A 24812-nucleotide genomic window follows, 5' to 3' on the forward strand; every position below is an offset into this window, starting at 1 on the left:
CGGGACGGGAAAGAAAACCGAATCATCACCATACGAACATTCAGGCCCGACAAAAATGCGCGACTTAGTTAAAAAAAATACAAAATGTACTAAAATGTTGCTTGATGTTTGTTTTGTGGTTGGTTATTTTCTTTTTCGAAGATTATAATCCAACTATGGTGACTGACTATGACCCCCACCCCCAAGGCACAGGGACGCCGCGCTCCGGTTCTGGCTTCCCTGGAGGAGAAGAGAAGCATGACCGCTGAGCACACCCTTTATGATCTGATGGTTATCGGTGGCGGCGTCAATGGCGCCGGCATCGCCATGGACGCCGCCGGCAGGGGACTGAAGGTGGCGCTGTGCGAGATGAACGATCTGGCCTCGGCCACCTCCTCCAACAGCAGCAAGCTGATCCACGGCGGCCTGCGTTACCTGGAACACTACGAATTCCGGCTGGTGAAAGAGGCCCTGGCCGAGCGGGAATCCCTGCTGCGCAACGCGCCCCACATCATGTGGCCGTTGCGCTTTCGCCTGCCCCACCGACCGCACCTGCGCCCGGCCTGGATGATCCGCATCGGCCTCTTCCTCTACGACCACCTGGCCAAACGGGAGCTGCTGCCCGGCTCCAACGGCCTGCGCTTCGGCGCAGACAGCCCCCTGGTGGGCGAGATCACCCGGGGCTTCGAGTATTCCGATGGCTGGGTGGACGACGCCCGTCTGGTGGTGCTCTGCGCCATGGCGGCCCGCAGCCACGGCGCCGACATCAGGACCCGCACCCGCTGTGTCCGGGCCGAACGGCAGGACGGCCTCTGGCTGGTGACCCTGCAGGATACCGACACCGGCCGGCAACAGCGCTACCGTTGTCGCGCCCTGGTCAACGCCGCCGGCCCCTGGGCCAGCAAACTGTTCGACGAGACCCTGGCCCTCAAGGCGCCCAAGCAGATCCGCCTGGTCAAGGGCAGCCATATCATAGTGCCGCGCCTGCATGACGAGCCCGAAGCCTATATCCTGCAGAACGAAGACAATCGCATCGTGTTCGTGATCCCTTATGAGGACAACTTCTCCCTGATCGGCACCACCGACGTGGATTACGACGGCAACCCGGCCGAGGCCCGCATCAGCGATGAAGAAGTGCAGTATCTCTGTACCGTGGTCAATGCCCACTTCAAACGCAAGATAAGCGCCGCCGATGTGGTGTGGACCTACTCCGGGGTACGGCCGCTGATGGATGACGAGCATGGCGCAGCACAGAAAGCCTCCCGCGACTACAGCTTCGAAGTGGACGCTCCCGAGGGCGAGGCGCCGCTGCTGTCGGTGTTCGGCGGCAAGATCACCACCTACCGCAAGCTGGCGGAAGCCGCCACCAACGCCATCTGCCGCTTCTTCCCCGAGGCCAGGGGCCCCTGGACCAAGACGGCGGCACTGCCCGGCGGCAACTTCGAGCATCACGACAGCCTGGCCGCCACGCTCGGTCGGCAGTTTCCCTGGCTGCCCGAGGCCATGATCACGCGCTTTGTGCGCAGCTACGGCAACCTCTGCCACCACTTCCTCGACGGCTGCCAGCGGCTCGAGGACCTGGGCGAGGCCTTCGGCGCCTCACTGTACCAGAAGGAAGTGGATTATCTGGTGGAGCATGAGTGGGCCAGGACGGTGGAAGACGTCATCTGGCGCCGCAGCAAGCTGGGGCTGTATCTGACGGAGGCGGAAAAAGCCCGGCTGCAGGGCTACCTGCAGTCCAGGCTGGGAATGGAGCAAAGCCGGTTGGCCGGTTAAGGCCAAGGCGGCACAACTAACCAGCGGCTCCGAATAGTAGATCACCGCCGACAGCGGCCGGGCTGCTAAGCAGACCCTGCGTGCGGTACCCGGTCGATGTCGCACTATCAGAATCCGCTATTCAGGGGGGTCCCCGCCCTCGAGCAGGTGCCTAACCTCCGCCACCGGCAGCGGCCGGTAAAAATAGTAGCCCTGCACCGTCAGCGATCCCAGGCCGGTCAGCAGGGCCAGCTGCTCCTTATGCTCCACCCCTTCCACCACCAGGCTCAGTGACAACTGCCGGGCCAGGGCGACGATGGTCTTGAGCAGGATATAGGCCCGCTCGTTCTGGCTGGCCTCCACCATGAAGCTGCGGTCGATTTTCAGCTCGTCGAGAGGAAACTGGTGCAGACAGGACAGTGCCGAGTAACCGGTACCGAAGTCGTCCAGGGAAATGCGAAACCCCCGTTGCCGCAGCAGTCCCAGCATGGCCACGCAGGATTCCTTGTGTTCCATCATGGTGGTTTCGGTCACTTCCAGCTTCAGCTGCCGGGGCTGGACACCGGCGCGTGTCACACAGGCCTGCAGCCAGTCGGCGAAGTCGGGCTGGCTGAACTGCTGGGCGCCGAGGTTGACCGACACCACCGGCAGCGCCGGACAACGTTGCTGCCACTCGGCCACCTGCTCGCAGACACGTTCTATCACCCAGCGATCCAGCCGTACCGACAGGCCGCCCTGCTCCGCCACCGGGATGAACTCCCCGGGGGAAAGGGCCCCGAGCACGGGATGCTGCCAGCGCAGCAGAGCCTCCAGGCCACAGAGACGGCCACTCTCCGGGCAGATCTGGGGCTGAAAATGCAGGCTCAGCCCGGCACCGTCGGCGGTACTCAGCACATGGTTGAGGCTGTGCTCTATCACCAGCTCCCGGTGGTGCAGCTCGTGCTGGCGCTGATCGACAAACTGAAAGCGGTTGCGCCCCTCCCGCTTGGCCATGGCATGGGCGTACTCCGCCGCCTGCAGCAGGCCCTCCTTGTCCTTGGCATCCCGCGGGAAGACGGCGATGCCGATGCTCGGCTGCAGGCTGACGATGTTCTGATCCGCCAGCACGATGGGCTGGCGCAACAGCCCCAGCAACTTGTCGGCCAGTTGCGCCATGGTGGCATCCTGGGCCTTGCTGTGGCGCAGCACCGCGAACATGTCCCCCTGCAGCCGCACCAGGGTGTCCGCCTCGTCGATGGCCGCCTGCAGGGTGCGCGCCTGCTGGCGCAGCACATCGTCGCCCCAGGTCAGCCCCAGCTGCTCGTTGACCGGCTTCAGCCGGCCGATATCCAGCACCATGAGCCCGACCCGGATCCGGTTGCGCCGGGCCTCGGCCAGGGCCTGATCCAGCCGGCTGGTAAGCAGTTGCCGGTTGCCCAGCTGGGTCAGGGGATCCTTGAAGGTAAAGAGGGTGCGCTCACTCTGGGTGGCCTTGAAGGAACTCAGATCATGGCCGATGGCCACCCTGTGGGTAACCTGACCGCGATGGTCGGTCAGGGTATTGATGCTGAGCCATTGCAGATAGGTTTCGCCCGACTTTCGTCTGTTCCACACCTGGCCGCTCCAAGTGCCGGTGAGCAGCAGTTGCTGCCACATGTCCCGGTAGAAATCGGGATCATGCCGGGCCGACTGCACCAGCCTGGGGGTCTGGCCGATGGCCTCCTCGGGGCTGTAGCCGGTGATCCGGGTAAAGGCGGCGTTGACCCGCTCGATCACGCCGTGGGCATCCGTGACCATGATGGACTCCATCGCATGATCGAACACATGCTGCAGCAGCTGACTCTTGAAATGGATCCTGTGCTCTAGAAAGTGCAGCGTTCCGGCCATGACCGGCCGCTCTTTCACGTAATTGTTTATATTCTGCACGGCTCGGGTATCCTTACCTGATGCACTATGTCGTTGATTATTCTGCCACAATAATCAAATGTGAACGGAAAGTAAAATTCAGCTTTGTCCTTGTTTTTAATCTAGCCGTGCACTCCGCCCTGCAGCTTGTTCCGGATCAAAAAACAACCAGGACGGCGAAAAAAAGGGCGCCGAAACGCCCGGGTGATGACGGCTCAGCGGATCACTTCCCGCCGGTTGAAAGTTTTGTCATTGCCTCGCAGACGGCCCTCTTCCACTATCTTGAGAATCGCGACCGGATTGGTCAGTTCTCCCTCTTTCCATTGCTGTAACCAGGGTTCGACCCCCAGAGAAACCTCTATTTTCTCCTGGGCCGATGCATAGGGAGAGACCAGCACCCCCTTGGCGACCGGACTCAAGTCAATGGCGGGATTCAACAGCGGGATGGCACCGATAGCCGCCTGCCCGATATGCTCGGCCATATTAAACCCCGCTACAACAGCCGGTACATCGTCTCCGTCATAGTAACTGAGCCTGGCCTGCATGATCCCGGAGGTATTAATCGGCAGCTCCAGGGCGGAAAAATCCAGATAACCGTAACGCACCGTCCCTCGTTCAACCAGGTTAACCTCCTGGGCTACCTGAGCCAAACCATCTTTAGTCAACGCCACGACCAGGGTCAGCGGGTGCAGGACCCTAGACTCGGCAAAGGGCGCTTCCTTGAGAAAAACCAGGCTGTCATTGAGCAGGCTGATCCTATGGTCGCCATCCGCCTGCAGCTCAACCTTGGCTTGTAAAGAGTCGGCGATCACGGGAGTCGAAGGGCCGTCGGACGCCAGGCTCACCGACTGCGTATCCATCAGGCCCCCGGCAAATTCTCCACTATAGCTCGCCAACACCCGGCCTTGAGTATCCAATCCCTGCACAATAAAAGACGGGGTTGAGACAAAAGCCACGGGCTTATCGGCATAGACAGCGTCCTGTTCGAAGGCACCGCTCTGACCGGTCAGTTGCAGCGAGGCGGGCACGGTACGGCCTATGGTCTGGTCATCACCGTGAGTCATCAGCGCACTATCTCCGGACGGGATATAACCGGCCTCCCAGTCCTCCACCTGTACCGACGCAACCCCGACAATATCCGGTTCGGCACTCAGGCCACCGCCGCCAAGCCCCTGCGAGAGAGCATAGCCGTGCTCGCCATTGGACACCGTGAATCTAATCAGGTTGTTATCATTGACCTGACTTGCCAACCAGCCAAGCGGCAAGGGATCGTTGTTGATATCGAGGGCAGACACGCTGAAGTTGACCCGCTCCCCCACCTTGGCCAGCGGAGTGCAGCTGTCGGCAAAGAGCTCATAATCGAACCGGTCGGCATTATCCAGGCACTGCCTGGCCTCGTTGACGAGCCATTGCTTGGGCACAAAGGCGACCTGATCCTGGCTGGTGCTGCCCGTCTCCGCCTCCTTCACCGTCAGGGTGATCAGGTCGGCATCCGGATAGCTCAGCGTCACCCCGTTCAGCGGTAACGTCAGGCTCCGGGACTGGCCCGGCTGCAAGCTGGCCGTCCCCTCTGGCCAACGTATTGTTAAGTCATTATTCTGGCCGCTGGCGGTGGCAAAGCTCAAGACCAGCTGCACTTGTCCTGTGGAGGCAGTACAGCCGTTACTCTCCATGCTGACCATGGCTTCACCACCTGCATAGGCGGTATCGGCAGCAAAACGAAAGCCACCACTGCCGTCCCCTGTCGAATTTCTGCCGTTAACGGTGCAGGTACGCTGGCCATCCACATAACAGACCAGCCCGGCAGCCGGCTTGGGGGAAAGATTACCGCCATTACCTTTCGCCTGGTAACCCAGGGTGAAACGATAATTCAGATGCTCCGCCGCTTGTGAGATATCTTGCTGGGCCAGCCCCAAGAAATGATTGAAGTTGGCGATATTGCGCGGTGGATGTCCCTGATTCTGCACATGGATAGTCGCCTTTTCATCGTAGAGTACGGAGCAGTTCTCGTCACCGCATGCCTTGGCCGTCAGCAGGGCGGTACAGCTGTTGAAATGTAATTCATAGTGATGCAGCGACGCCGGCAGAGCGACCTCCGCGGGGCGATAGAAAATGGCCGAACTGCCCTCCATCTCCAGATCCACCACGTTGGCGGCACCATAGATCCTGGTCGAGCCATTCATGTCGAGATCACCCCGGGCATAAACATGGCCAATAATGGAAGCGGAGCCTTCCAGCTCGACCTTGGCGTCATCGGCATTCCCCTGTTCGCCGCCATGCACAAAGATGATCAGCGGCATGTCTTCTGTGCCGATGCGCGCACTCCCCTTGACTTCGACCTTGCTCCTGACATGGAGGCTGCTCGAGCCGCTGCCGCTCGGGATCAGCTGAGCGCTGCCGACGACCTCCAGCCTGTCAAACCAGTATTCTCCACTCTGCTGGTACAGCTGGGCACTCCCTCCCAGTTCGAGGGAGCGGGCCTGAACCGTCCCATACAACTTGCTGCTGCCGAGGATCTCGAGATCGCCCCGGCTGTAAAGATCGCCATGCCAGGTCAGGCTGCCATTCAGTACAATGTCCCTTTCGGAATAGTGATAGAGATTAACCGGGGCATCCTCACTGCCGAGGGGGGAACTGCCGTTGAGGTTTGCCTCGCTCTTGACATAGAGGTTCACTTCCCCCGGCGTGGTCACAATCAGTTTGGAACTGCCGGACAGGCTCAGGGAATCCATCCAGTAATTGCCGGCGGCAAGATATAGATCGGAGCTGCCACTGACTGCCAGCTCTCCCTTGATCACGACATCGCCGTCATTGCTCAAATACAGCTTGCAGCTGCCACTGGCAGAAACGGACTCATATTTATCACCACCGAAGCTCAGGCTACCGGAGCCGCTGCATTTGGCCTCTTTATTGCTGTTGCCCGATTTAAACGCCGGTAATGACAACGGCTCGTCGTTAAATGCCGGCAACGGATAACTGGGGCCGGAATCACCGGTAATGACGCAACTGAAGCCGTCGCACTGGCCATGCAAGGTGCCGCTTTGCTTGTTAAAGTCAAGGTACCCCTTCTTGCCATTGTATTGGCGGGCACCGGTTATCGAGGTGCTCCAGTTCATGGCCAGTGTGCCATTGCTGGCATGACTCTGGGCCGCATAGGGAAACAGGGAAGAAAGATCCTGCGCCAGCGTAGGCGCAGCCAGGCAAAGGGATACAATAAAAACCGTCGTTGCTTTGTTCATTCGATGATTTCAACCTCGAGGTTGCGTTGTACCGTTAACTCGCCGCTGCTGCACTCGCTGTGCGCCAGCACATTCATCTGAGCCGCCGTGCTGCCTGCGCCAACCCGGGCAATGGCGGTACAGCCATTCAAGCTGATCTGTGCGTCCCCTACCGCGTCCGTATCGGCGAGCAACTCAAAGGCTTTCTGCTCCAGTACGCTTTCCGTGGCCATGCGGGCCTTCAGCACCAATACCTCGTAGAGCAGCGCCCTGTTGCCCTGGCTGGTGAAGATGGCCACCCCGGCCATCAGCCCGCCCATCAGCAACATCATAAAAATGGCACTCAGCAGCATGCTGCCGCGCTGGTTAGGGTTCATAAAGCACCTGAATCTGGGTAGGCAAAACCAAGGTCCCTTCCCGGGTTTGTAGTGACAGCTCAAAATCCAGCAGTTGAATGGACTCATCGTAACCCGAAAACCGCGTGCCGGGGGTGATATCGGTCAACATTAAGACCGGCTCCGACCAGGAAGGACCGGTTTTTTCCGCCCGCCACAGCTGGTCATCCGCGATGCAGTAACGCAGTTGCAAGGAAGACAGCAAGGTATAGCGCTTGCCGGCGCTTTCCCGGGGGAAAGACCAGTTTTCCGGCCATGAGCCTTCCGCTTCACTGAAGCTCGCCTGCGCCGGCGCACTCTCTTGCCCGGGAAAAGCGGCGACCCCCTCGGGAAGGGCGGCGGGATAGTCCGCCCAACCGGTGCTGTCGGCCATGATGGCGATATGGCTGTCGGCGATATCTTCGCCCTGGAACTGCAACGGGAACACCAGGGTCATGTCCCGTCCCGTCGCGCTGTCGTTATAGCGGCTGGACGCGATCACCGGCACAAAGTGCACACAACGGTCGTCGTCGCTCAGGTAGACACTGGGTCCATAAGCCACGTTCAGCTCCCGTTTCAGTCGCTCGAGTGCAAAACGGGCATCCGCCAGTCCCTGGGCCCGCTCCCGGCCGCCGACATAGCTGCTGGCCGCATCGGCAATAAAGCGGGAGCCAAACACCGCGGTGATGCCGATTAACACCAGCACCACAACCAGCTCCAGCAGGGTGAAGCCCTTGTCCTTCATCGCAGGTTATACCTGTGCAGGGTAAAGTCGAGGCTGGCGTCGCCCTGACTGGCGATGGTAATGTCCACTACCTTGAAATGGCTATCGGCATCGTTCTCACCGTAACTAACGCAGGCCTGGATGTCGAAACGCTGATAAAGGACCGAATTGGCCAGCCCCAGCCCCGCCGCCAGCTCGGCACCGCTGACCGGGCTCTCGCACCAGGCATGGAAGTCATCCACATCATTGAATTGCTCAAGAGCAGCTTCACCGGACTCCGCTCCCAGGGTTGAACTGCAGGGCGGGCTGCCGGCCTCGATGCCGCAGCGAAGCTGGGTATAGGGATTGTTCTGCTCATCGTATCTCACCGCCAGCACCTGCTCCACCAGGGCCTCGACCAGGGCCACCGCCCGATATTGAAACACTATGTCCAGGCCACGGGGCTGGTTGGCGAAAAACAGGGTAGAGCCGAGCAGCACGATGGCAAGAATCGTTATCCCGAGCACGAACTCCAGCAGGCTGAAGCCACGATCAGGGCGCATGGATATAGCCCTCGGGCTCGATCAGCAGGGTTTTTCCGGCCACCGTGATGGCCAGGGTCCCGGCCAGGCGCTGCAGGCTACCGCCCTGCTCCACGTAGGGCCGTCCCAGGCGGCTGTCCTGACTCAAAAACTGGGCCTCATCGGCGATAACGCCGAATTGCAGCACCAGCGGCAACGCCCGGGTCGCGGAAATCGGGAGCGGCTCGCCAACGCCGACATAACCGCCCTGGGATAACAGCTGGCCATTACCATCGCCAGTAATGCCGGTATCGCCGGCGGACAACAGCCCTTGCCCACAGTCTTTGGCCACACTGAAACGCTCGGCGGTAATCACCACCCGGCCACAGCGGGCAGGACCGGTTCCGGCTTGCAGGGCCTGGGTATCGTTCATCGCCCTGAGCTGGGCCAGGCGCAACAGCCCGACCAGATTATCGGCCTGCACATGCTGTGCATACTGGCTCCCCAATGGCAGGCGCGGCAACGCCACGGCGGAGAGGATGCCGATTAATACCAGCACCAGCACCAGTTCAATTAGGGTAAAGCCGGCTTGCTTCATCAAATAAGATATGAAAAAGGCGACCGGGGTCGCCTTGACGGTTAGCTGTTACAGCCGGAAGTATCAGCTTCAATTGTCGCCGGCGTGGCGCCATCAGCCTGGGTATAAGTGATCTGACAAGTCGCTATATTACGATTGGCGGGGCGGATAGTAATGGCTGCCGGATCCGAACCTTCGACTTCCGCGATCAAGTAGGCGGCAGTGTCGATATCCTGTAGAGCGCCCAAGATACCATCGGTAAAGCCTTCATCTTCAGTGCCCGCGATGGGGTAAGCATCGACAAAAGTTACCCCGTCAAAGCCAGTCACAGTAGTACTGTCTTCTTTCCCATCGAGAATGGCACGAGTATTAGCCAAGGTTGCTGCCGACTGGATAGAGCCTTTTAATGCATTCACATTGGCCTCATAGGCATCCCCTTGCAGGTTGATAAACCTCGGCGCGGCCACGGCGCCCAAAATCCCCAAAATCACAATCACGATCACCAGCTCGATCAGGGTAAAACCCGCTGCTTTTCTCATTCTTTCCTCGTCTCTTAAAAATTGCCTTTTTGTTATGAAAAAGTATCGTTTCTTCATAAAAGCGGATGCTTTAACGCGGCGCTATGATACTTTTCCACCGCTCGCCGATCTAGCCCCTCTGGATGAAAATACGACATTTCCCACAGTTTCCGCATTGATATCCAAACAGGTCTACCTACCCTTGGCCACGTTGACCATATCCCACATGGGGGTGAAGATGCCCAGCGACAGGATCAGCACCATGATGGAGATGCCGACAATCAGTATGGGCTCGATCTTGGCGGTGAGGTTGGCGATGTCGTAGTCCACTTCCTCTTCGTAGAAGCGGCCCGCCTCCGCCACCATCTCGTCCACCCGGCCGGTTTCTTCGCCCACCCTAAACATCTGTAAAATCAAGGGAGTAAAAACCCGGCTCTGGGTCGCCACCGCCGACAGGCTGCTGCCCGAGGCCAGCCCCTCCCCCATGCCGAGGATGGCGCGGGTGAGAAAGGCGTTGTTGGTGGCGGTACCGGCCAGGGTCAGCACCCGGGTGATGGGCACACCGGCGGCCAGCATCATGGCGAAGCTGCGGCAAAAGCGGGCCAGCAGGATGCGCTTGATCAGCGGCCCGACGATGGGAATGTGCAGCTGCCAGCGGTGCCAGCGTAGCCTGCCGGCGGGCGTGCCGATATAGCGCCACAGCAGCACCGCCGCCACCGCCAGGGCCGCCGCCAGATGGCCGATATAGTGGGTGAAGAAATGGGAGGTGCCCAGCAGAAAACGGGTGGTCCAGGGCAAGTCCGCGCCCAAACGGGCAAAAATGCCACTGAAGGCCGGGATCACATAGAGGTTGAGCACCACCATGGCCGCCACCATGGCCAGGGTCACGAACAGCGGATAACGGATGGCCGCCTTGATCCGCCGCCGGGTATCCAGCTCCAGCTGGTAGTAATGGGCCAGCTGCAAGAAAGCCTGCTCCAGCTGGCCGGTGCTTTCGCCCACTTCCACCAGCGACACGAACAGGGCGTTGAACAGATGGGGATGGGCCGCCAGGGCGTTGGCCAGGGTCTGCCCCTGGTTCAGCGCCTGGCTCACCTCGCCCAGCGCATCGCGCAGCACCTTGCTGTCGGTGGTGTCCCGCAGGCCCTCGACGATACGCAGGATGGGGATGCCGGCGCGGGTCAGGGAAGCGAACTGCCGGCTCAGGATCAACAGGACCTCCGGCCTGAGTCCGCCTTTCAGGAACTGGCGCAGCCGCAGCCAGGCCTTGGTGCCCTGCTTGGCTTCCCGCAACTCGATGGGGATAAGGCCGGCATTGCCCAGGCTGTCGGCGGCGGCCTGGGGCGAGGCCGCTTCCAGCCGTCCTTCGCTCAGCTGTCCCTGCCGGTTACGCGCCTTGTAACGGTAGAAGGCCATCAGTCCATCCACTCGGCCAGGCGCAGCACTTCGGCGGCGGCAATCTCGCCCCGCAGCGCCAGCCGCAGGGCCGACTGGGCCAGGGTGGTAAACCCGGGCGTCGCCGCCACCAGGCCGTTGAAGGTTTCGATGTCGTGCTCGCGCAGGGCATCGGCCATCTCGTGGTTGATCTCCAGCCATTCATAAACGCCGACCCGCCCCTTGTGGCCGCTGTGGTTACAGCTGGCACAGCCGGGGGCATGATAGAAACCGCCTTCCGCGACCGCCGGGTTCAGGTGCAGCAAAAATTGCAGTTCGTTCTCCTCCAGCCGGTGCGGCTGCTTGCAATGCTCGCACAATTTGCGCACCAGGCGCTGGGCCAGCACCGCCTTCAGGGTGCTGGCCACCAGGTAGCCCGGCACCCCCATGTCCATCAGCCGTACCGCCGAGCTGGGGGCGTCGTTGGTGTGCAGGGTGGACAGCACCAGGTGGCCGGTAAGGGCGCCGCGCATGGCGATTTCGGCGGTTTCCTGATCCCGCATCTCGCCGATCAGCAGCACATCGGGATCCTGGCGCAGGCTGGTGCGCAGTATGCGGGCGAAGGTCAGGCCGATCTTGGCGTTGACCTGTACCTGGTTGATGCGCGACAGGCGATACTCCACCGGATCCTCGGCGGTGATGATCTTGCGGTCCGGGGTATTGAGTTCGCCCAGCGCCCCGTAGAGGGTGGTGGTCTTGCCGCTGCCGGTGGGGCCGGTCACCAGTATGATGCCGTTGGGGCTGGCCAGGCGGCGCCGAAAGGCGGCGAGCAGGGCCGGCGGCATGCCGGCCTGGGTCAGGCTGCGCACCCCTTGCGATTGATCCAGCAAACGCAGCACCACGGCCTCGCCGTGCTGTACCGGCATGGTGGCCATGCGCACATCCACCGGGTTGTCCTTGAGCCTGAGTTCGAAGCGGCCATCCTGGGGCAGGCGTCGCTCGGCGATGTCCAGCCCGGCCATCAGCTTCAGGCGGGAAACCAGGGCCGGCGCTATGCCGACCTCCTTCAGCTCGGTCTCCTGCAGCACGCCGTCCACCCGCATGCGCAGCCGGATCACCTTCTGATCCGGCTCGATATGGATGTCGGACGCCCCCACCTGCAGCGCGTCCTCGAACAGGGAGTTGAGCAGCTTGGCCACGGTGGCGTCGCTGTCGTCCAGTCCTCCCGCCTCCACTGCCGGGCGGCTGGGCGTGTGCTCCACGTGCAGCTGTTCGGCCAGGTTGGCGATGTCGTCGGTGCGACGATAGAGCTGGTCGTAAAGCGCCAGCAACTGCCCCTGGGGGGCCACCGCCAGGTGAATCTCCCGCGGGGCCAGCAGGTTGGTAATGGCATCCTGGGTGTCGAGATCCGCCGGATCCGACAGCACTACCGTCGCCTGGCTGTCGTCGCCGTCGATCACCAGGGCGCGGTAGCGGCGGGCATACACCTCGGCCAGCAGCTTGACCGCCTGCCGGTCGATCCGGGTCTTGTTCAGATCCAGCAAGGGCAGGTCCAGCTGGCGGGACACGAAGCCGAGCAGCTCCATCTCGCCGAGGATGCCCATCTGCACCAGCAGGGTGCCGATGCGGCCACCTTCGCGCTGCTGCTGCTGCAACACCGCATCCAACTGCTGCAAGGAGATCACCCCGTGCTCGATCAGCAACTCGCCGAGGCGTTTAGTGAGTTTGTGTTGTGCCATGGTGCTCCAATTGCTGCTCGACAAAACGTAGCGAGGCATTGCCCAGATCGGCGCTGGCCCTGGCCTGGGTAAAGGCCCGGGTAAAGTCCTGGCCCAGCTCGCGCTGGCATAGCCCCAGTCCCAGCCACCAGGCCCCGACATGACCGTGATCCAACAGCCGTTGATACAGCTCGACGGCCAGATCGCAGCGGCCGCTGCGCCGGGCCATCTCCGCCTTCAGGCTGTAATAATCCAGGTGGCGGTGCAACAGGGGACTGACGTCGTCCAGCACGCGCAAGGCGGCGGCATAACGCTCCTGGCTGGCCAGCAGCCGGCCCAGGGCCAGGCGCAGGTCCGCATGATCCGGCGCCAGCTCCAGTCCCTGCTGCAGCTGCACCCGGGCCTGATCCAGGGCGCCGCGGCCGAACAGCATGGCCGCCAGCCGCAGCCGGATAGCGTGGGCGTCGGGAAACTCCGCCAGGGCCTGGGCCAGGCGGTGTTCGGCCCTGGCCCAGTCCCCGGCGGCCAGGGCCACATCGGCCTGCTTGTTGGCCTCCGCCAGCCAGCCGGCCCGGTCCAGGGTCACCTCGGTGATGCTGAGTTCGGCTTCCGGGGCGGGCACTTCCACCATCAGATCGGCCCAGTCGACCGAATTCCAGTCTTCCTCGTACGACTCGGCCTGTGCCGGTAGCGCAAAAGGCAGCAAGGTCAGCAGCAAACGGGTCCAATAACGTGAACGCTTCATTACCTTATCCCACTGTGCAGGGCGTTGAGCGGCTCGGGCAGCGGAGGATACCATTTTTCCAGCAGATCCCGCGACCGCTGCAGTTCGTTCTGCCAGGTGTTGTCTTCCACCACCACGGGCCGCAGCATGATCACCAGCTCGCTCTTGCGGGTACTGAGGTTGCGGTTCTTGAAAAGATTACCCAGCACGGGGATCTGGCTGAGCACCGGCACCCCGGACTCGGTTTGCCCCTGGCGTTCCTGCATCAGGCCGCCGATGACGACTATCTCCCCCGAGCGGGCTTCCACTATGGTATCCGACTCCCGGATGGTGCTGCTGGCCAGGGGCAGGCTGACCGAGTTATCGCCAAACTCGATGATCTTGGTGGTGTCGGTCACCTCGGTGACCGACGGATGTATATGCAGCAGCACCTTGTTGTCTCCGGCGATCTGGGGGGTCACGTCCAGCGAGATCCCGGAAAAGAACGGGGTCAGTTCGATATCGGGGGTCACTTCGGTCGTGGCGGAGCTGGTGGTGGTGGTCAGCGAAAAGTCGGTCACGAAGTATTCATCGGTGCCGACCTTGATCACCGCCTTCTGGTTGTTGCTGGTGGTCACCCTGGGGTTGGACAGGGTATTCACCTCCCCTTGAGTCTGCAACAAATTGACCACCACATCGAAGTTGCCGTCCGTGTAAGTAAAGACGGCGCCGCCCCCAAGCCGATTGGTGATCGGGCTGAGAAAGCCCGGATAGGGGAAAGTGTTTCCGGTTGCATTCTGGCCCGAACCGTCGCTGCGGCTGCGCGCACTGAGGTTGTTCCACTCGATCCCCTGCTCATAACCATCGCTGAGTTCCACCTCGAGAATGCGGGCCTCCAGTATTACCTGGCGCTTGAGCTGGCGCTGGGCCTGGTTCAGAAAATCCTCCACCAGCGCCAGCTCGTCGGGGGCGGCGCGCACGCTCACCAGCCCGGCCTGGGGATTGGTCACCACCACCCGGCCCTGCTCGTTGCCGATCAGGCGGGAGAGCGCCGACTCCAGGTCACGCCAGAAGTCGTTGTCGGACTGGGTATTGATACGGGTCGAGCTGCCGCCGCCGCCACCTTCGCCGCCATCGCCATTCGCCAGGCTGCTGCCGCTGATGGCGGTCTGCGACTGGCCGCTGCGCGACAGCATCAGGTAATTGACGTTAAAGGTACGGGTACGCACCCCGTTCGGGAAAATCTGGTAGACGTCCCCCTGTTTTTCCACGCCGTAACCGTAGAGGTTGGAAATGGCGGCCAGGGTATCGGGCAGGGTGACCTGGCGCAGGTTCAGGCTGATGTTGCCGGCCACCTCCGGGTGTACCGCTATGCTGATGCCATGCTGGCTGCCCAGGGCGGCGAAGAAGCTGCGCGCCTCCACCTCGCTGGCGGCAATGTCAAAACGGCGCAGGCGGGGTTCGCCGGCCGGCGCCGGCGCCAGGGGGCGGGCACTCAGCAGTTCCTGCTCCACCGCCGCCGGGACCGGCTCGGGGCGGGTCTTCAGGGCCTCGTCCAATACGGCCTTGGGGAGGGAGCCATCCGGTGCATTAACACAAGCGGCCAAGGAGGCCCCGAGCAGGGCCACGGCAAAAGGTCGTTTCGTTAAGTTCATTGGCTACCCAAAATTGACAGAGACGGAAACAAGGTCAGCTCCAGTGACTCACCCTGACCTTCAAGCAACACCTGATCCCGGCTAATCCGTACCAGGCGATACTCCCCCACGGCGTCGCCCGCATGGTAACGCCGGCCGTCGAGGATGGCGCTGGCCCGGCCGCCACCGCTGAAGATGGCCTCCAACCTGGGGGTGAGCACGCGGTCCGGCCGGGTCTCGGTCGCCGTGATCACCGCCTGCGGCGACAACGGCCGGGTGGGATCCTGCAAGCCGGAGGCGGCGCTCAGAGCCAGCAAAAGCAGTGTATTAACCACGCAACAGCTCCTTGTGTTGACTGATGGTGAAAAAATCCAGGCGAATGCTCCCCTCGGGGTACTGCTCCAGCTCAAACTCCAGGCCCTGCCAGAAAATCCGCCCGGAAAGCTGCTCGAGCCGTTCGACATAGTCGAGCAACGGCAGGTAGCCGCCGCTCAGGTGCAGGCTGAGATCGTGCCGGTACAGGGGCTCCCCCTCCCCGGTGTCGAGGGGCTGGGGCGGCCGGTTGCTGAGCTGGTGCAACACCAGTCCCTGACTCTGCTCCAGTATCGACAGCAGCAGGGTCGCCATCTGCTCCGGCCCCACCAGGGTACGCATCCGTTGCTCTACGTTTTCGTTGAGCCGGCTCAGGCGTTGATTCAGCCGCTCGAGCCGTTGCTGCTCGCTGTCGCCCGACAGCCTGGCGATCCCCTGATTCAGCTCTTCCCGCTGCCGTTGTTGCTCCTCAAGCGTGCGGTTCAGCTGCTGCTGCTGCTGGCGCAGGCTTGCCACCCCGGCAGCCAGGGTCTGCTCATACAGCACCAGCCCCATCCAGGCCAACAGCGCCCAGACCGCCGCCAGCAGCAACCAGCGCTCCCGCCGGGGCCGGGCCATAAACCAGTCATCGACCTGTTGTTTCCAGGCGGTCATGGCGCCGCTACTCCTTCGCTGTACAGGGTAAAAGCCCAGCCTCCCTCGGTCTGCCGAGTGATCTCCAGCCGCCCGAAGGCATGGTCCCGCAGGCTGTCGCTCTGCTCGAAGCCCAGGATCCAGGCCGGCACGGCGGCACTCCTGGCCGCCTCCCCACTCAGTATCATATGCTTGCCATTCAGGGTCAGCCCCTGCAGGGCCACGTCCTGCCAGGGGATCCGGGCCAGATCCCGCAGGGTGGCGCCATAGGACACGAAGCTCTCCCGGTTCAACACCCCCAGCAACCGCTGCCGGGCCCGGATATCCCGCTCCAGGCGCAGCCGTTGTGAATCATCCTGGTTGCGGTTCAGGGCCGCCAGGCTCTGCTGCAGCTGGGCCAGTCCCGTCTCCCCCGCCGTTACCGCGGCCCTTAACTGATGGTTTTGCTCCCGCAGGCGGTAACCGTCGAACGCCGCCCAGGCCGCGACCAGGCCCCACAGCAGCAGGATCGCCCCTGCCCCCCGCAGCCCCCAGGAAAGGGTGGGCCTTTCCTGGGAGGGCCTGAGTCCCGCCTGGTAAAACTCGATGCGCGAGCGCGGGTGCGCACCAAGCGTCGGGCCCTGCTCCTGCAAGATCCCGAGCGCCGGCAGGCAGACCGGGCCCAGCTGCTCCGTGGTCAGCGTCTCGGGCTTGATATCGAAGACCTGGCCGATGGCCGCCTGTATGGCCGGGGTGACCCGCTGAGGCAGGGCCAGGTACCAGCGGTTGGGCACGTTCAGTTTCAGTTGCCCGACGGCATAGTCGATACTGCGCTGCAGTTCCAGCAGCAGGTTGTCGAACACGAACTGATCGATGGCGGCCTGTTCGTCATCCAGCGCCTGAAAACCGCGGATGGTGCGCGAAAAATGCCATTGACGCTGGTGAATGAAGGTCAGGGTCAGCTCCTGGCCGGGGACCTTGTGCAGCAACAGGCCGCGGACCTCGGGCTCCAGCAGGTTGGCCATCGCCAGCTCGTCCACCCCTATGGTGGCGATATCGCACTGGGGCGTCAGCGCCTTGACCAGGGCCGAGAGCCGCTCCCGGCCACAGTAGTACACCGCGATGCGCGGTTGTCCCTGAGGGCTCGGCGGCAGATCGATATAATCGAACAGCAGGGAGTCCACCGGCTCGCTCACCAGCTCGCGCATGCACCAGGGCAAGGCCTGGGACAGCTCCTCGTCCGGCATCAACGGCTTCTCCATTTGGGTCTGCTGATACCAGTGGCGGCTCAATGCCAGATGCAGGCGCCGGCCCTGCCAGCCCTGCTCGCCGATCAGGGCCAACAGGGCCGAGGCCGGCGATTCGGTGCCGCCAATGGGGCGCTGCACCACTTGCTGCGGCTGCTGTTCATCTATCGCAAACAGGCCGTTCTGAGTGAGGTAAACCCCCACCGAAGATGACGTCTTAGCGGATTTGAGCCAGTGAGAAAGAAATGCCATCTGCCCTGCACGAAAGAGGTAAAGCGCCAGTATAAACGGATAAAAGCGGTATAGAAACAAGCCGCTATCTACTTGAAAACAAAAAAGGAGCGCCGCGGCGCTCCTGCATAACAATCTTTGATCGGAATCAATGATCGTGGGCGGCACCGGCCCCTTTCGGAAAGCGGATGCTCTCCACCAGCTCCTGCACCTCTTTCGGGGTCTCGGTGGTCAGCTTGGCCACCACCAGCGACACCGACAGGTTCACCAGCATGCCCAGGGTGCCGATGCCCTCGGGGGAGATACCGAACCACCAGTTTTCCGGGACGCTGGCCGCCGGGTTGATGAACTTGAAGTAGATGATGTAGGCGGCGGTAAAGGTGATGCCGCACAGCATGCCGGCGATGGCGCCTTCCTTGTTCATCTTCTTGTAGAAGATGCCGAGCACGATGGCCGGGAAGAAGGAGGCCGCCGCCAGGCCGAAGGCGAAGGCCACCACCTGGGCCACGAAGCCGGGCGGGTTTATGCCGAGGTAACCGGCGCCGATCACCGCCACCGCCGCCGCCAGCCGTGCCGCCAGCAGTTCCTGCTTGTCGGTCATGTCGGGCTTGAAGCCTTTCTTCAGCAGGTCGTGGGCGATGGAGGTGGAGATCACCAGCAGCAGGCCGGCCGCGGTAGAGAGCGCCGCCGCCAGGCCACCGGCCGCCAGCAGGGCCACCACCCAGTTCGGCAGGCGGCCGATTTCCGGGCTGGCCAGCACGATGATGTCCGGGCTGATGGTCATTTCGTTGCGCTCGTCGCCGGCATAGAACATGCGACCGTCGCCGTTCTTGTCTTCCCATTTCACCAGGCCGGTCTTCTCCCAGTTGCCGACCCAGCCCGGGGCCTGCTCGGCGATCACGCCCTGACCGTCGGTGCCGTTCAGGCCCTCGATCATGTTGGCGCGGGCGAAGGCGGCCACGGCGGGGGCGGTGGTGTACAGGAAGGAGATGAACAGCAGCGCCCAGCCGGCGGAGATGCGGGCATCGCGCACCTTGGGCACGGTGAAGAAGCGGATGATCACGTGGGGCAGGCCGGCGGTGCCCACCATCAGCGCGGCGGTGATGAAGAACACATCGATGCCGGACTTGGTGCCCGAGGTGTACTCGGTAAAGCCCAGCTCCTGGGACAGGCCGTCCAGCTTGTCGAGCAGGTAGACGCCGTCGGTGGTCTGGCCGATGAAGCCCAGTTGCGGCACCGGGGTGCCGGTGACCAGCAGCGACACGAAGATGGCCGGCACCAGGAAGGCGAAGATCAACACGCAGTACTGGGCCACCTGGGTGTAGGTGATGCCCTTCATGCCGCCCATGACCGCGTAGAAGAATACGATGGCCATGCCGATGATAACGCCCAGGTTGATGTCCACCTCGAGGAAGCGGGAGAACACCACGCCCACGCCGCGCATCTGCCCGGCCACATAGGTGAAGGACACGAAGATGGCGCAGAATACCGCCACCATGCGCGCGGTCTGGGAGTAGTAGCGATCGCCGATGAAGTCCGGCACCGTGAACTTGCCGAACTTGCGCAGGTAGGGCGCCAGGCACAGCGCCAGCAGCACATAGCCGCCGGTCCAGCCCATCAGGTAGACGCCGCCGTCGTAGCCGGCGAAGGAGATGATGCCGGCCATGGAGATGAAGGAAGCCGCCGACATCCAGTCCGCCGCCGTGGCCATGCCGTTGGCGATGGGGTGCACGCCGCCGCCGGCCACGTAGAACTCGCCGGTGGTGGCGGCCCGGGCCCAGATGGCGATGCCGATATAGAGGGCGAAACTCAGGCCCACCAGAATAAATGTCCAGGTTTGGATATCCATGTCCTACCCCTTACGCTTCGTCTACGTTGTATTTCTTGTCGAGCACGTTCATTCGCCATACGTAGACGAAGATCAGCACCACGAACACATAAATGGAGCCTTGCTGGGAAAACCAGAATCCCAGCTTGGCGCCGCCGATGGTGAAGGCATTGAGCAGATCCACCAGTACGATGCCGAACAGGAAGGACACCGCAAACCAGACGGCCAGCAATATGGCCATCAGCCGCAGGTTTTCGCTCCAGTAGGCTTTTGCTTTTTCCTGACTTTCGAACGCCATTCTCTTTCTCCTTGAATAGCCGAATACGGTTCGAAAGTAACAGTACTCCGTTAAGGCCCTGTTGAAACTTAGACTTTGGTATTAACGGTTGATTAACAAAATTGAAACACAAGCTCCAGGCCACGGGGGCCTGGTCGAGGCGGGTATCAGAGGTAGGTCAGGGTAAGATAGACCACCAGCGGGATGGTGACTACCGACAGGGCGTTGCCGAGCAGCACTATGCTGGCCATCTTGTCCGGCTGGCAACGGTATTGCTCGCACAACAGGTAGTTGAGCACCGCCGGCGGCAGCATCACCGACAGCGCCAGCAGGCGCAGCCAGTCGGCACTCAGCGGCAGCCACCAGGCCACCAGCAGGAAGCTGGCCGCTCCCGCCAGCAGGTAGGCGAGATTGACCCTGAACGCCATGCCCAGATCGCCCATCTCCCCGCCCGACAGCCGCACCCCCAGGGCGAACAGCATCAGCGGCACCGCTATCTGGCCCAGCAGATCGGCGCTGGTATAGACGAACTCCGGCAGCATGGCCCGATGATCCGACAGCAGCACTCCCAGCATCGCCGCCCACACGTTGGGGTTTTTCAGCCATTGCCAGCGGCCCGCGTCCTTCGACAGGATAAAGAGCCCCAGGGAAAAGTGCAGCAGGTTGGACAACACGAACAGAATGATGATGGCACCCAGTTGATCGGCGCCATAGGCCAGCATCATCAGCGGAATGCCGATGTTGCCCGCGTTACGGAACATGCCGGCTACGACTAAAGTACGTCGTTCCAGGCCACGGAACCGGATCAGGGCCAGCAGCAGGCCGGGCAGTACGATGGTGAGCACACCGGCCAGGATCAACGGCCAGCTTTCGGTCACCGACACCGGGTTCTGGATCAGCGCCGAAAACACCAGCGCCGGACAAAACACCACCACGTTGGCGAGGTTGACGAAGCCCATGTCCGCGTGGCGCTGGTGGCGACCGAAAGCGAAACCCACCGCCACCACGGCGAACACCGGCACCACGATATTGAGCAGGGTAAGAAGCATAAGAAAGGACGGGGCCAAAAGACGCCAGTATGGCGCCTCGGCCCCGCCCTGTCCAGACGCCGGTCTTCACGCTTCCGGCCTCTGTCTTCCAGCTTCTGGCTTAAGTCAGCCGTAACGGCTGAAGGCCAGGCCGTTATCGTCGATTTCCGGCCGCTGGCCGCTGATCAGGTCGGCGATCAGCTTGCCGGAGCCCGGGCCCATGGTCCAGCCCAGGGTGCCGTGGCCGGTGTTGAGCCACAGGTTCTTGTAGCGGGTGCCGCCGATGATGGGGGTGCCGTCCGGGGTCATGGGGCGGAAGCCGGTCCAGAAGATGGCTTCATCCACCTTGCCGCCTTCCGGGAACAGGCTCTTCACCGAATGGGCGATGGTCTCGCGGCGCGCATTGGGCAGATCGCCGTTGAAGTCGGCCAGCTCGGCGGTACCGGCGGCACGGATGCGGTTGTCGAAACGGGTGATGGCCACCTTGAAGGTTTCGTCCATCACCGTGGACTGGGGCGCATCCGCGTCGTTCTTCACTTCGATGGTCAGGGAGTAGCCCTTCACCGGATAAATCGGCAGGCGGATACCCAGGGGGTTGAGCAGGAAGGGCGAGTAGCTGCCCATGCACACCAGCACCTGATCGGCGGTTTCCAGGCCGCTGGCGGTCTGTACCCCGCGGATCCGGTCGCCGTCGTTCACCAGCGCCTTGATCTCGGTGTTGAACTTGAAGGTCACGCCCTTTTCCTGGCATTTCTTCACCAGCGCCTTGGTGAACAGGTTGCAGTCGCCGGTCTGGTCGTCGGGGAAGTGCAGGCCGCCCACCAGCTTGTCCTTGACCCGGGCCAGGGCCGGCTCGCGGGCGATGCACTCGTCCACGTTGAGCATGGCATGAGCCACCTTGAACTCCTGCAGCACCTTGATGTCCTTGGCGGCGTCATCCACCTGCTTCTGGGTGCGGAATACCTGCAGCAGGCCCTTCTTGCGGCCTTCGAACGGCAGTTGCAGCTCTTCCTGCAGGGCGTTGATGCACTGGCGGCTGTACTCCGACACCCGCACCATGCGCGACTTGTTTACACCGTAGGATTTTTCGTTGCAGTTGGCCAGCATGGACAGCATAAACTGCCACTGCGCCGGGTTGAGGCTGGGCCGCACCTTGAGGGGGGCGTGGGACTGGAACATCCACTTGATGGCCTTCTGGGGAATGCCGGGACCGGCCCAGGGGGAGGACATGCCGAACGAAAGCTGGCCGGCGTTGGCGAAGCTGGTTTCCTCGGCCGCATCGGGCTGGCGATCGACCACCACCACCTCGTGGCCCAGCTGGGACAGATACCAGGCGCTGGTCACGCCGACAACACCACTACCCAACACTAATACTTTCATAACACTCCCCTATCAAGATGCGTTCACGGCGCCAATATCATCTAAAAAAGAAATAAAATCCAGAGTAAAAAAAAGCCCGCTCACGGTCGGGAGTCGACGGTAAACGGGCAGTGAATACGGGGGCTCCATCTTCATCTGAACGAAGTTTTTCTTACAATATAAAATTCCAATAAATCACAAAAATTAAGAATAAAATCCAATACAAAAATTAAATGTGACAAGCATCTCAAAACTGCAAGATCCGGGTGTCAGCCGTTATCGACGGGCGGACCGCTCAGTTGGGCGAGCGCCTCTCCCAAGGCCGTCAGCCGGGTCGGCTCCGGCCGCTGCTGTCGGCCCAGCTCCAGCTCCAGCTCCCGGGCCAGGCAAGCCAGCTCCCTGGCCCCCTGTACCTCGGCACCGGCCGCCAATCCACGCAACAGCCCCCGTGCTTCCTCCCAGTCCGGCACGGCCAGGGCGGCCTGCAGCAGCCAGACATCGTCCTGATGCTGCTCGGCAAAGTGCGCCAGGGCCCCCTGCCGGTCGTGGCTCTCCACCGGGGGGCTGGCAGGCGGGCTACCCCCGTCATTGATTTTCGTTTCCCCCTGCCCCCCCAGCACCTGTACCAAGGCCTGATAAAGATCGAGGCGGTTGACCGGTTTGGTGACATAACCGTTCATGCCGGCCTTCAGGCTGGTTTCCCGGTCGCCGCGCATGGCGCTGGCGGTCAGGGCGATGATGGGAATATCGTGATGCACCCTGAGCTTGCGGATCTGGCGGGTCGCTTCTACCCCATCCAGGATCGGCATCTGCAAATCCATCAGAATGGCATCGAAGGTCCGTCTGGCCATCTGCTCCACCGCCTGACGGCCGTTGTCCGCCAGGGTCACCGATACCTCGACCCTGTTCAGAAATTCCACTATCAGCTGTTGGTTGACCCTGTTGTCTTCCGCCAGCAGTATCTGCCGCCCCGCCAGCAGCCGACGATAAGCGTCGGCATCGAGCTGGTCGGCAGGCGCCACCGGCTCATCGGGCTCTGCCGTCTTATTCAGCACCCGGGTCAGGCAGTTGAGCAGACTGCTCTGGGTAACCGGCTTGGACAGGTAGTGGGAAATGCCCAAGGCCCGCATCTGCGCCGAGGGCCGATCCCGGCCGAAGGCACTGATGATGATGACATCGATGCCGCCGAGGGAAGGCTGCTGCACCAGGTGGCGGGCCACGTCCAGGCCGTTGTCCTGTCCCAGGCAGCAGTCGATCAGCGCCAGCCTTAACTCGTGACCCCGTTTCTGGATCATCAGCCGGGCGCTCTCCACATCCTGGGCGGCATACACCACGAAGCCCGCCTGGCGCAGCATCCGGCCCATCACCTCCAGCACCAGGGGATTGTCATCCACCAGCAGCACCTTCTGTCCCGGTATGAACCGCGGCTGCACACCCTCCGTCTTGCCCTCTTCCGCCGGCCTCAACGGCAGGCTGACGGTAAAGGTCGACCCCCGTCCCGGCAGGCTCCACACCCGGATGCTGCCGTCCATCAGCTGTACCAGATGGTGGCAGATGCTTAAGCCCAGGCCGCTGCCACCATACTTGCGGGTGGTGCTGGCATCGACCTGAGTAAAGGACTGGAACAGCTTGTCGAGCTGCTCCGGCACGATGCCGATGCCGGTGTCCCTGACCTCGAAACACAACCTGGGCGCCGGCTCGTGACGGCACGACACCGTCAGCACCACCTCCCCCCGCTCGGTGAACTTGACCGCATTGCTGACCAGGTTGACCAGTACCTGTCCCAGCCGCAACGGATCCCCATAGAGACGATCCGGCACCTCCGGCGACTTGTTGATGATCACCTCCAACTGCTTCTGCTCGGACATGTCGGCGAACAACCCCGACAGCCGTTCCAGCTGCTCGTTGAGATCGAAGGCGATGTCTTCCAGCTCCAACTTGCCGGCTTCCACCTTGGTCAGGTCCAGAATGTCGTTGATCAGCAGTAGCAGGTTGTCGGAAGAGCTTTTGATCTTCTTCAGGTATTCGGCCTGCTGGGCATCCAGCGGGGTCTGCTGCAGCAGGGAGGAAAAACCGATAATGGCGTTCATGGGAGTACGGATTTCATGGCTCATGTTGGCCAGAAAGTCGGTCTTGGCCTGAGCCAGGGAATAGGATGCCCGGCTCGCCTTCCGCAGCTGGCGGTTGCGTACCGAGAGCAGCAGCAAGCCCAGGCTGAAGATCAGCAACAGCACCAGGCTCGAAGCCAGCACCAGCCTGTCCCGGCGGAGGTCGGCCCGCGCTTGCCACACCGCCTTGCGATGCAGCAAGGCCGATATGTCATCGGCAGCGATCTGCCGCCGCAGCCGGATCAGGGTGGCCAGGCTGTCGCGGAACAGGCGATGGCTGTAGAGGACAGGCGCGAGCGCCTCTCCCGCCAGCCGTTCCAGCCGGGCGGCTTCCTCCTCCAGGGCATGAAGGAACAAGCCACCGGTGGCATTCAGGTAGAGCTGGCTGCGCTGCCATAGCCGCTCCAGGGCGTCCCGGGTCTGGCTGTCGCCGGCGATGGCAATACCGTCAACGAAAACCTGCAACCGATAGCGGCTATGAATATCGGCATCCTGCAACAAGCGCAGTTGATCCAGGTAGTGATTGAACTCATTGACGACCTCTTCCCTTTCCGCCGCCGGCAGGGGCTGACGCTCCAGAAAGCGGATGAACTGGGACACCTGCAGTGACAGCGAGCGGACGCGTTCGTCCAGCAGCAGGCCGCTGTCGAACTCGCTCATCACCTTATGGTGAAGATGGTGCAGCTGCTCGATCACCGGCTCGGCCTCCAGCTGCAACTGCAGGTAGTGGCGATACTGCTGGTACTGTTTGGCACCGTAAAATACGACCAGCAGCAGCAAGAGTAGCCCGACAATCAGCAACAGCCGGCGCAGGCTAACAAAAACCAGAGGTGTTACAGGACGCATCATCTG

Annotated in this window: 20 protein-coding genes; 1 reads left to right on the top strand and 19 read right to left on the bottom strand. The window is 62.0% G+C overall.

Annotation, left to right across the window (positions count from 1 at the left end):
- Positions 1 to 237: 237 nt before the first annotated feature.
- Complete coding sequence (gene glpD, locus ACT7DK_RS10240; protein ID WP_445398796.1) at positions 238 to 1755, top strand: glycerol-3-phosphate dehydrogenase; 1518 nt, start codon at positions 238 to 240, stop codon at positions 1753 to 1755.
- A gap of 117 nt (positions 1756 to 1872) precedes the next feature.
- Here the strand turns inward: glpD and ACT7DK_RS10245 are convergent, their stop codons facing one another.
- From ACT7DK_RS10245 to ACT7DK_RS10335, 19 genes are all read right to left on the bottom strand, one after another.
- Positions 1873 to 3639, bottom strand: coding sequence for a putative bifunctional diguanylate cyclase/phosphodiesterase (locus ACT7DK_RS10245; protein WP_445398798.1), 1767 nt, complete (start codon positions 3637 to 3639; stop codon positions 1873 to 1875).
- Between the two features lie 194 nt (positions 3640 to 3833).
- Positions 3834 to 6857 carry a hypothetical protein gene (locus ACT7DK_RS10250; RefSeq protein WP_445398800.1) on the bottom strand — a complete coding sequence of 1008 codons (3024 nt, stop codon included), beginning with the start codon at positions 6855 to 6857 and terminating at the stop codon, positions 3834 to 3836.
- The gene (locus ACT7DK_RS10255; RefSeq protein ID WP_445398802.1) at positions 6854 to 7213 is read right to left on the bottom strand and encodes a hypothetical protein; all 360 of its coding nucleotides are present in this window, start codon (positions 7211 to 7213) and stop codon (positions 6854 to 6856) included. The genes ACT7DK_RS10250 and ACT7DK_RS10255 overlap by 4 nt, the downstream gene beginning before the upstream one ends.
- A complete protein-coding gene (locus ACT7DK_RS10260) occupies positions 7203 to 7955 on the bottom strand; it encodes a prepilin-type N-terminal cleavage/methylation domain-containing protein (RefSeq protein WP_445398804.1) in 753 nt (250 codons plus the stop codon). The genes ACT7DK_RS10255 and ACT7DK_RS10260 overlap by 11 nt, the downstream gene beginning before the upstream one ends.
- The gene (locus tag ACT7DK_RS10265) at positions 7952 to 8476 is read right to left on the bottom strand and encodes a type IV pilus modification PilV family protein (RefSeq protein ID WP_445398806.1); all 525 of its coding nucleotides are present in this window, start codon (positions 8474 to 8476) and stop codon (positions 7952 to 7954) included. Before ACT7DK_RS10265 ends, ACT7DK_RS10260 begins: the two co-directional genes overlap by 4 nt.
- Positions 8466 to 9032 (bottom strand): prepilin-type N-terminal cleavage/methylation domain-containing protein, encoded by a 567-nt coding sequence (locus tag ACT7DK_RS10270; RefSeq protein ID WP_445398808.1) that lies wholly within the window; start codon positions 9030 to 9032, stop codon positions 8466 to 8468. The genes ACT7DK_RS10265 and ACT7DK_RS10270 overlap by 11 nt, the downstream gene beginning before the upstream one ends.
- Positions 9033 to 9073: 41 nt before the next feature.
- A complete protein-coding gene (locus tag ACT7DK_RS10275; protein WP_445398810.1) occupies positions 9074 to 9607 on the bottom strand; it encodes a pilus assembly FimT family protein in 534 nt (177 codons plus the stop codon).
- 114 nt (positions 9608 to 9721) lie between these two features.
- The gene (locus tag ACT7DK_RS10280) at positions 9722 to 10945 is read right to left on the bottom strand and encodes a type II secretion system F family protein (protein WP_445398812.1); all 1224 of its coding nucleotides are present in this window, start codon (positions 10943 to 10945) and stop codon (positions 9722 to 9724) included.
- On the bottom strand, positions 10945 to 12642 hold the full coding sequence (locus ACT7DK_RS10285; RefSeq protein WP_445398814.1) for a GspE/PulE family protein: 1698 nt from the start codon (positions 12640 to 12642) through the stop codon (positions 10945 to 10947). The genes ACT7DK_RS10280 and ACT7DK_RS10285 overlap by 1 nt, the downstream gene beginning before the upstream one ends.
- Positions 12620 to 13366, bottom strand: coding sequence for a tetratricopeptide repeat protein (locus tag ACT7DK_RS10290; RefSeq protein WP_445398816.1), 747 nt, complete (start codon positions 13364 to 13366; stop codon positions 12620 to 12622). The genes ACT7DK_RS10285 and ACT7DK_RS10290 overlap by 23 nt, the downstream gene beginning before the upstream one ends.
- Positions 13366 to 14979 (bottom strand): pilus (MSHA type) biogenesis protein MshL, encoded by a 1614-nt coding sequence (mshL, locus tag ACT7DK_RS10295; protein WP_445398818.1) that lies wholly within the window; start codon positions 14977 to 14979, stop codon positions 13366 to 13368. Before mshL ends, ACT7DK_RS10290 begins: the two co-directional genes overlap by 1 nt.
- The gene (locus ACT7DK_RS10300) at positions 14976 to 15293 is read right to left on the bottom strand and encodes an MSHA biogenesis protein MshK (protein ID WP_445398820.1); all 318 of its coding nucleotides are present in this window, start codon (positions 15291 to 15293) and stop codon (positions 14976 to 14978) included. Before ACT7DK_RS10300 ends, mshL begins: the two co-directional genes overlap by 4 nt.
- Positions 15286 to 15924 carry an MSHA biogenesis protein MshJ gene (locus tag ACT7DK_RS10305; protein ID WP_445398822.1) on the bottom strand — a complete coding sequence of 213 codons (639 nt, stop codon included), beginning with the start codon at positions 15922 to 15924 and terminating at the stop codon, positions 15286 to 15288. Before ACT7DK_RS10305 ends, ACT7DK_RS10300 begins: the two co-directional genes overlap by 8 nt.
- Positions 15921 to 17381 carry a hypothetical protein gene (locus tag ACT7DK_RS10310; RefSeq protein WP_445398824.1) on the bottom strand — a complete coding sequence of 487 codons (1461 nt, stop codon included), beginning with the start codon at positions 17379 to 17381 and terminating at the stop codon, positions 15921 to 15923. The genes ACT7DK_RS10305 and ACT7DK_RS10310 overlap by 4 nt, the downstream gene beginning before the upstream one ends.
- A gap of 127 nt (positions 17382 to 17508) precedes the next feature.
- Positions 17509 to 19209 carry a sodium:solute symporter family protein gene (locus ACT7DK_RS10315; protein ID WP_445398826.1) on the bottom strand — a complete coding sequence of 567 codons (1701 nt, stop codon included), beginning with the start codon at positions 19207 to 19209 and terminating at the stop codon, positions 17509 to 17511.
- Between the two features lie 10 nt (positions 19210 to 19219).
- The gene (locus tag ACT7DK_RS10320) at positions 19220 to 19486 is read right to left on the bottom strand and encodes a DUF4212 domain-containing protein (RefSeq protein ID WP_445398828.1); all 267 of its coding nucleotides are present in this window, start codon (positions 19484 to 19486) and stop codon (positions 19220 to 19222) included.
- 146 nt (positions 19487 to 19632) lie between these two features.
- Complete coding sequence (locus tag ACT7DK_RS10325; RefSeq protein WP_445398830.1) at positions 19633 to 20514, bottom strand: AEC family transporter; 882 nt, start codon at positions 20512 to 20514, stop codon at positions 19633 to 19635.
- Between the two features lie 105 nt (positions 20515 to 20619).
- The gene (locus ACT7DK_RS10330; RefSeq protein ID WP_445398832.1) at positions 20620 to 21873 is read right to left on the bottom strand and encodes a D-amino acid dehydrogenase; all 1254 of its coding nucleotides are present in this window, start codon (positions 21871 to 21873) and stop codon (positions 20620 to 20622) included.
- A 248-nt stretch (positions 21874 to 22121) separates the two neighbouring features.
- Positions 22122 to 24809 carry a response regulator gene (locus ACT7DK_RS10335; protein ID WP_445398834.1) on the bottom strand — a complete coding sequence of 896 codons (2688 nt, stop codon included), beginning with the start codon at positions 24807 to 24809 and terminating at the stop codon, positions 22122 to 22124.
- Between the last annotated feature and the right edge of the window lie 3 nt (positions 24810 to 24812).

The organism is Zobellella sp. An-6, assembly GCF_052487945.1.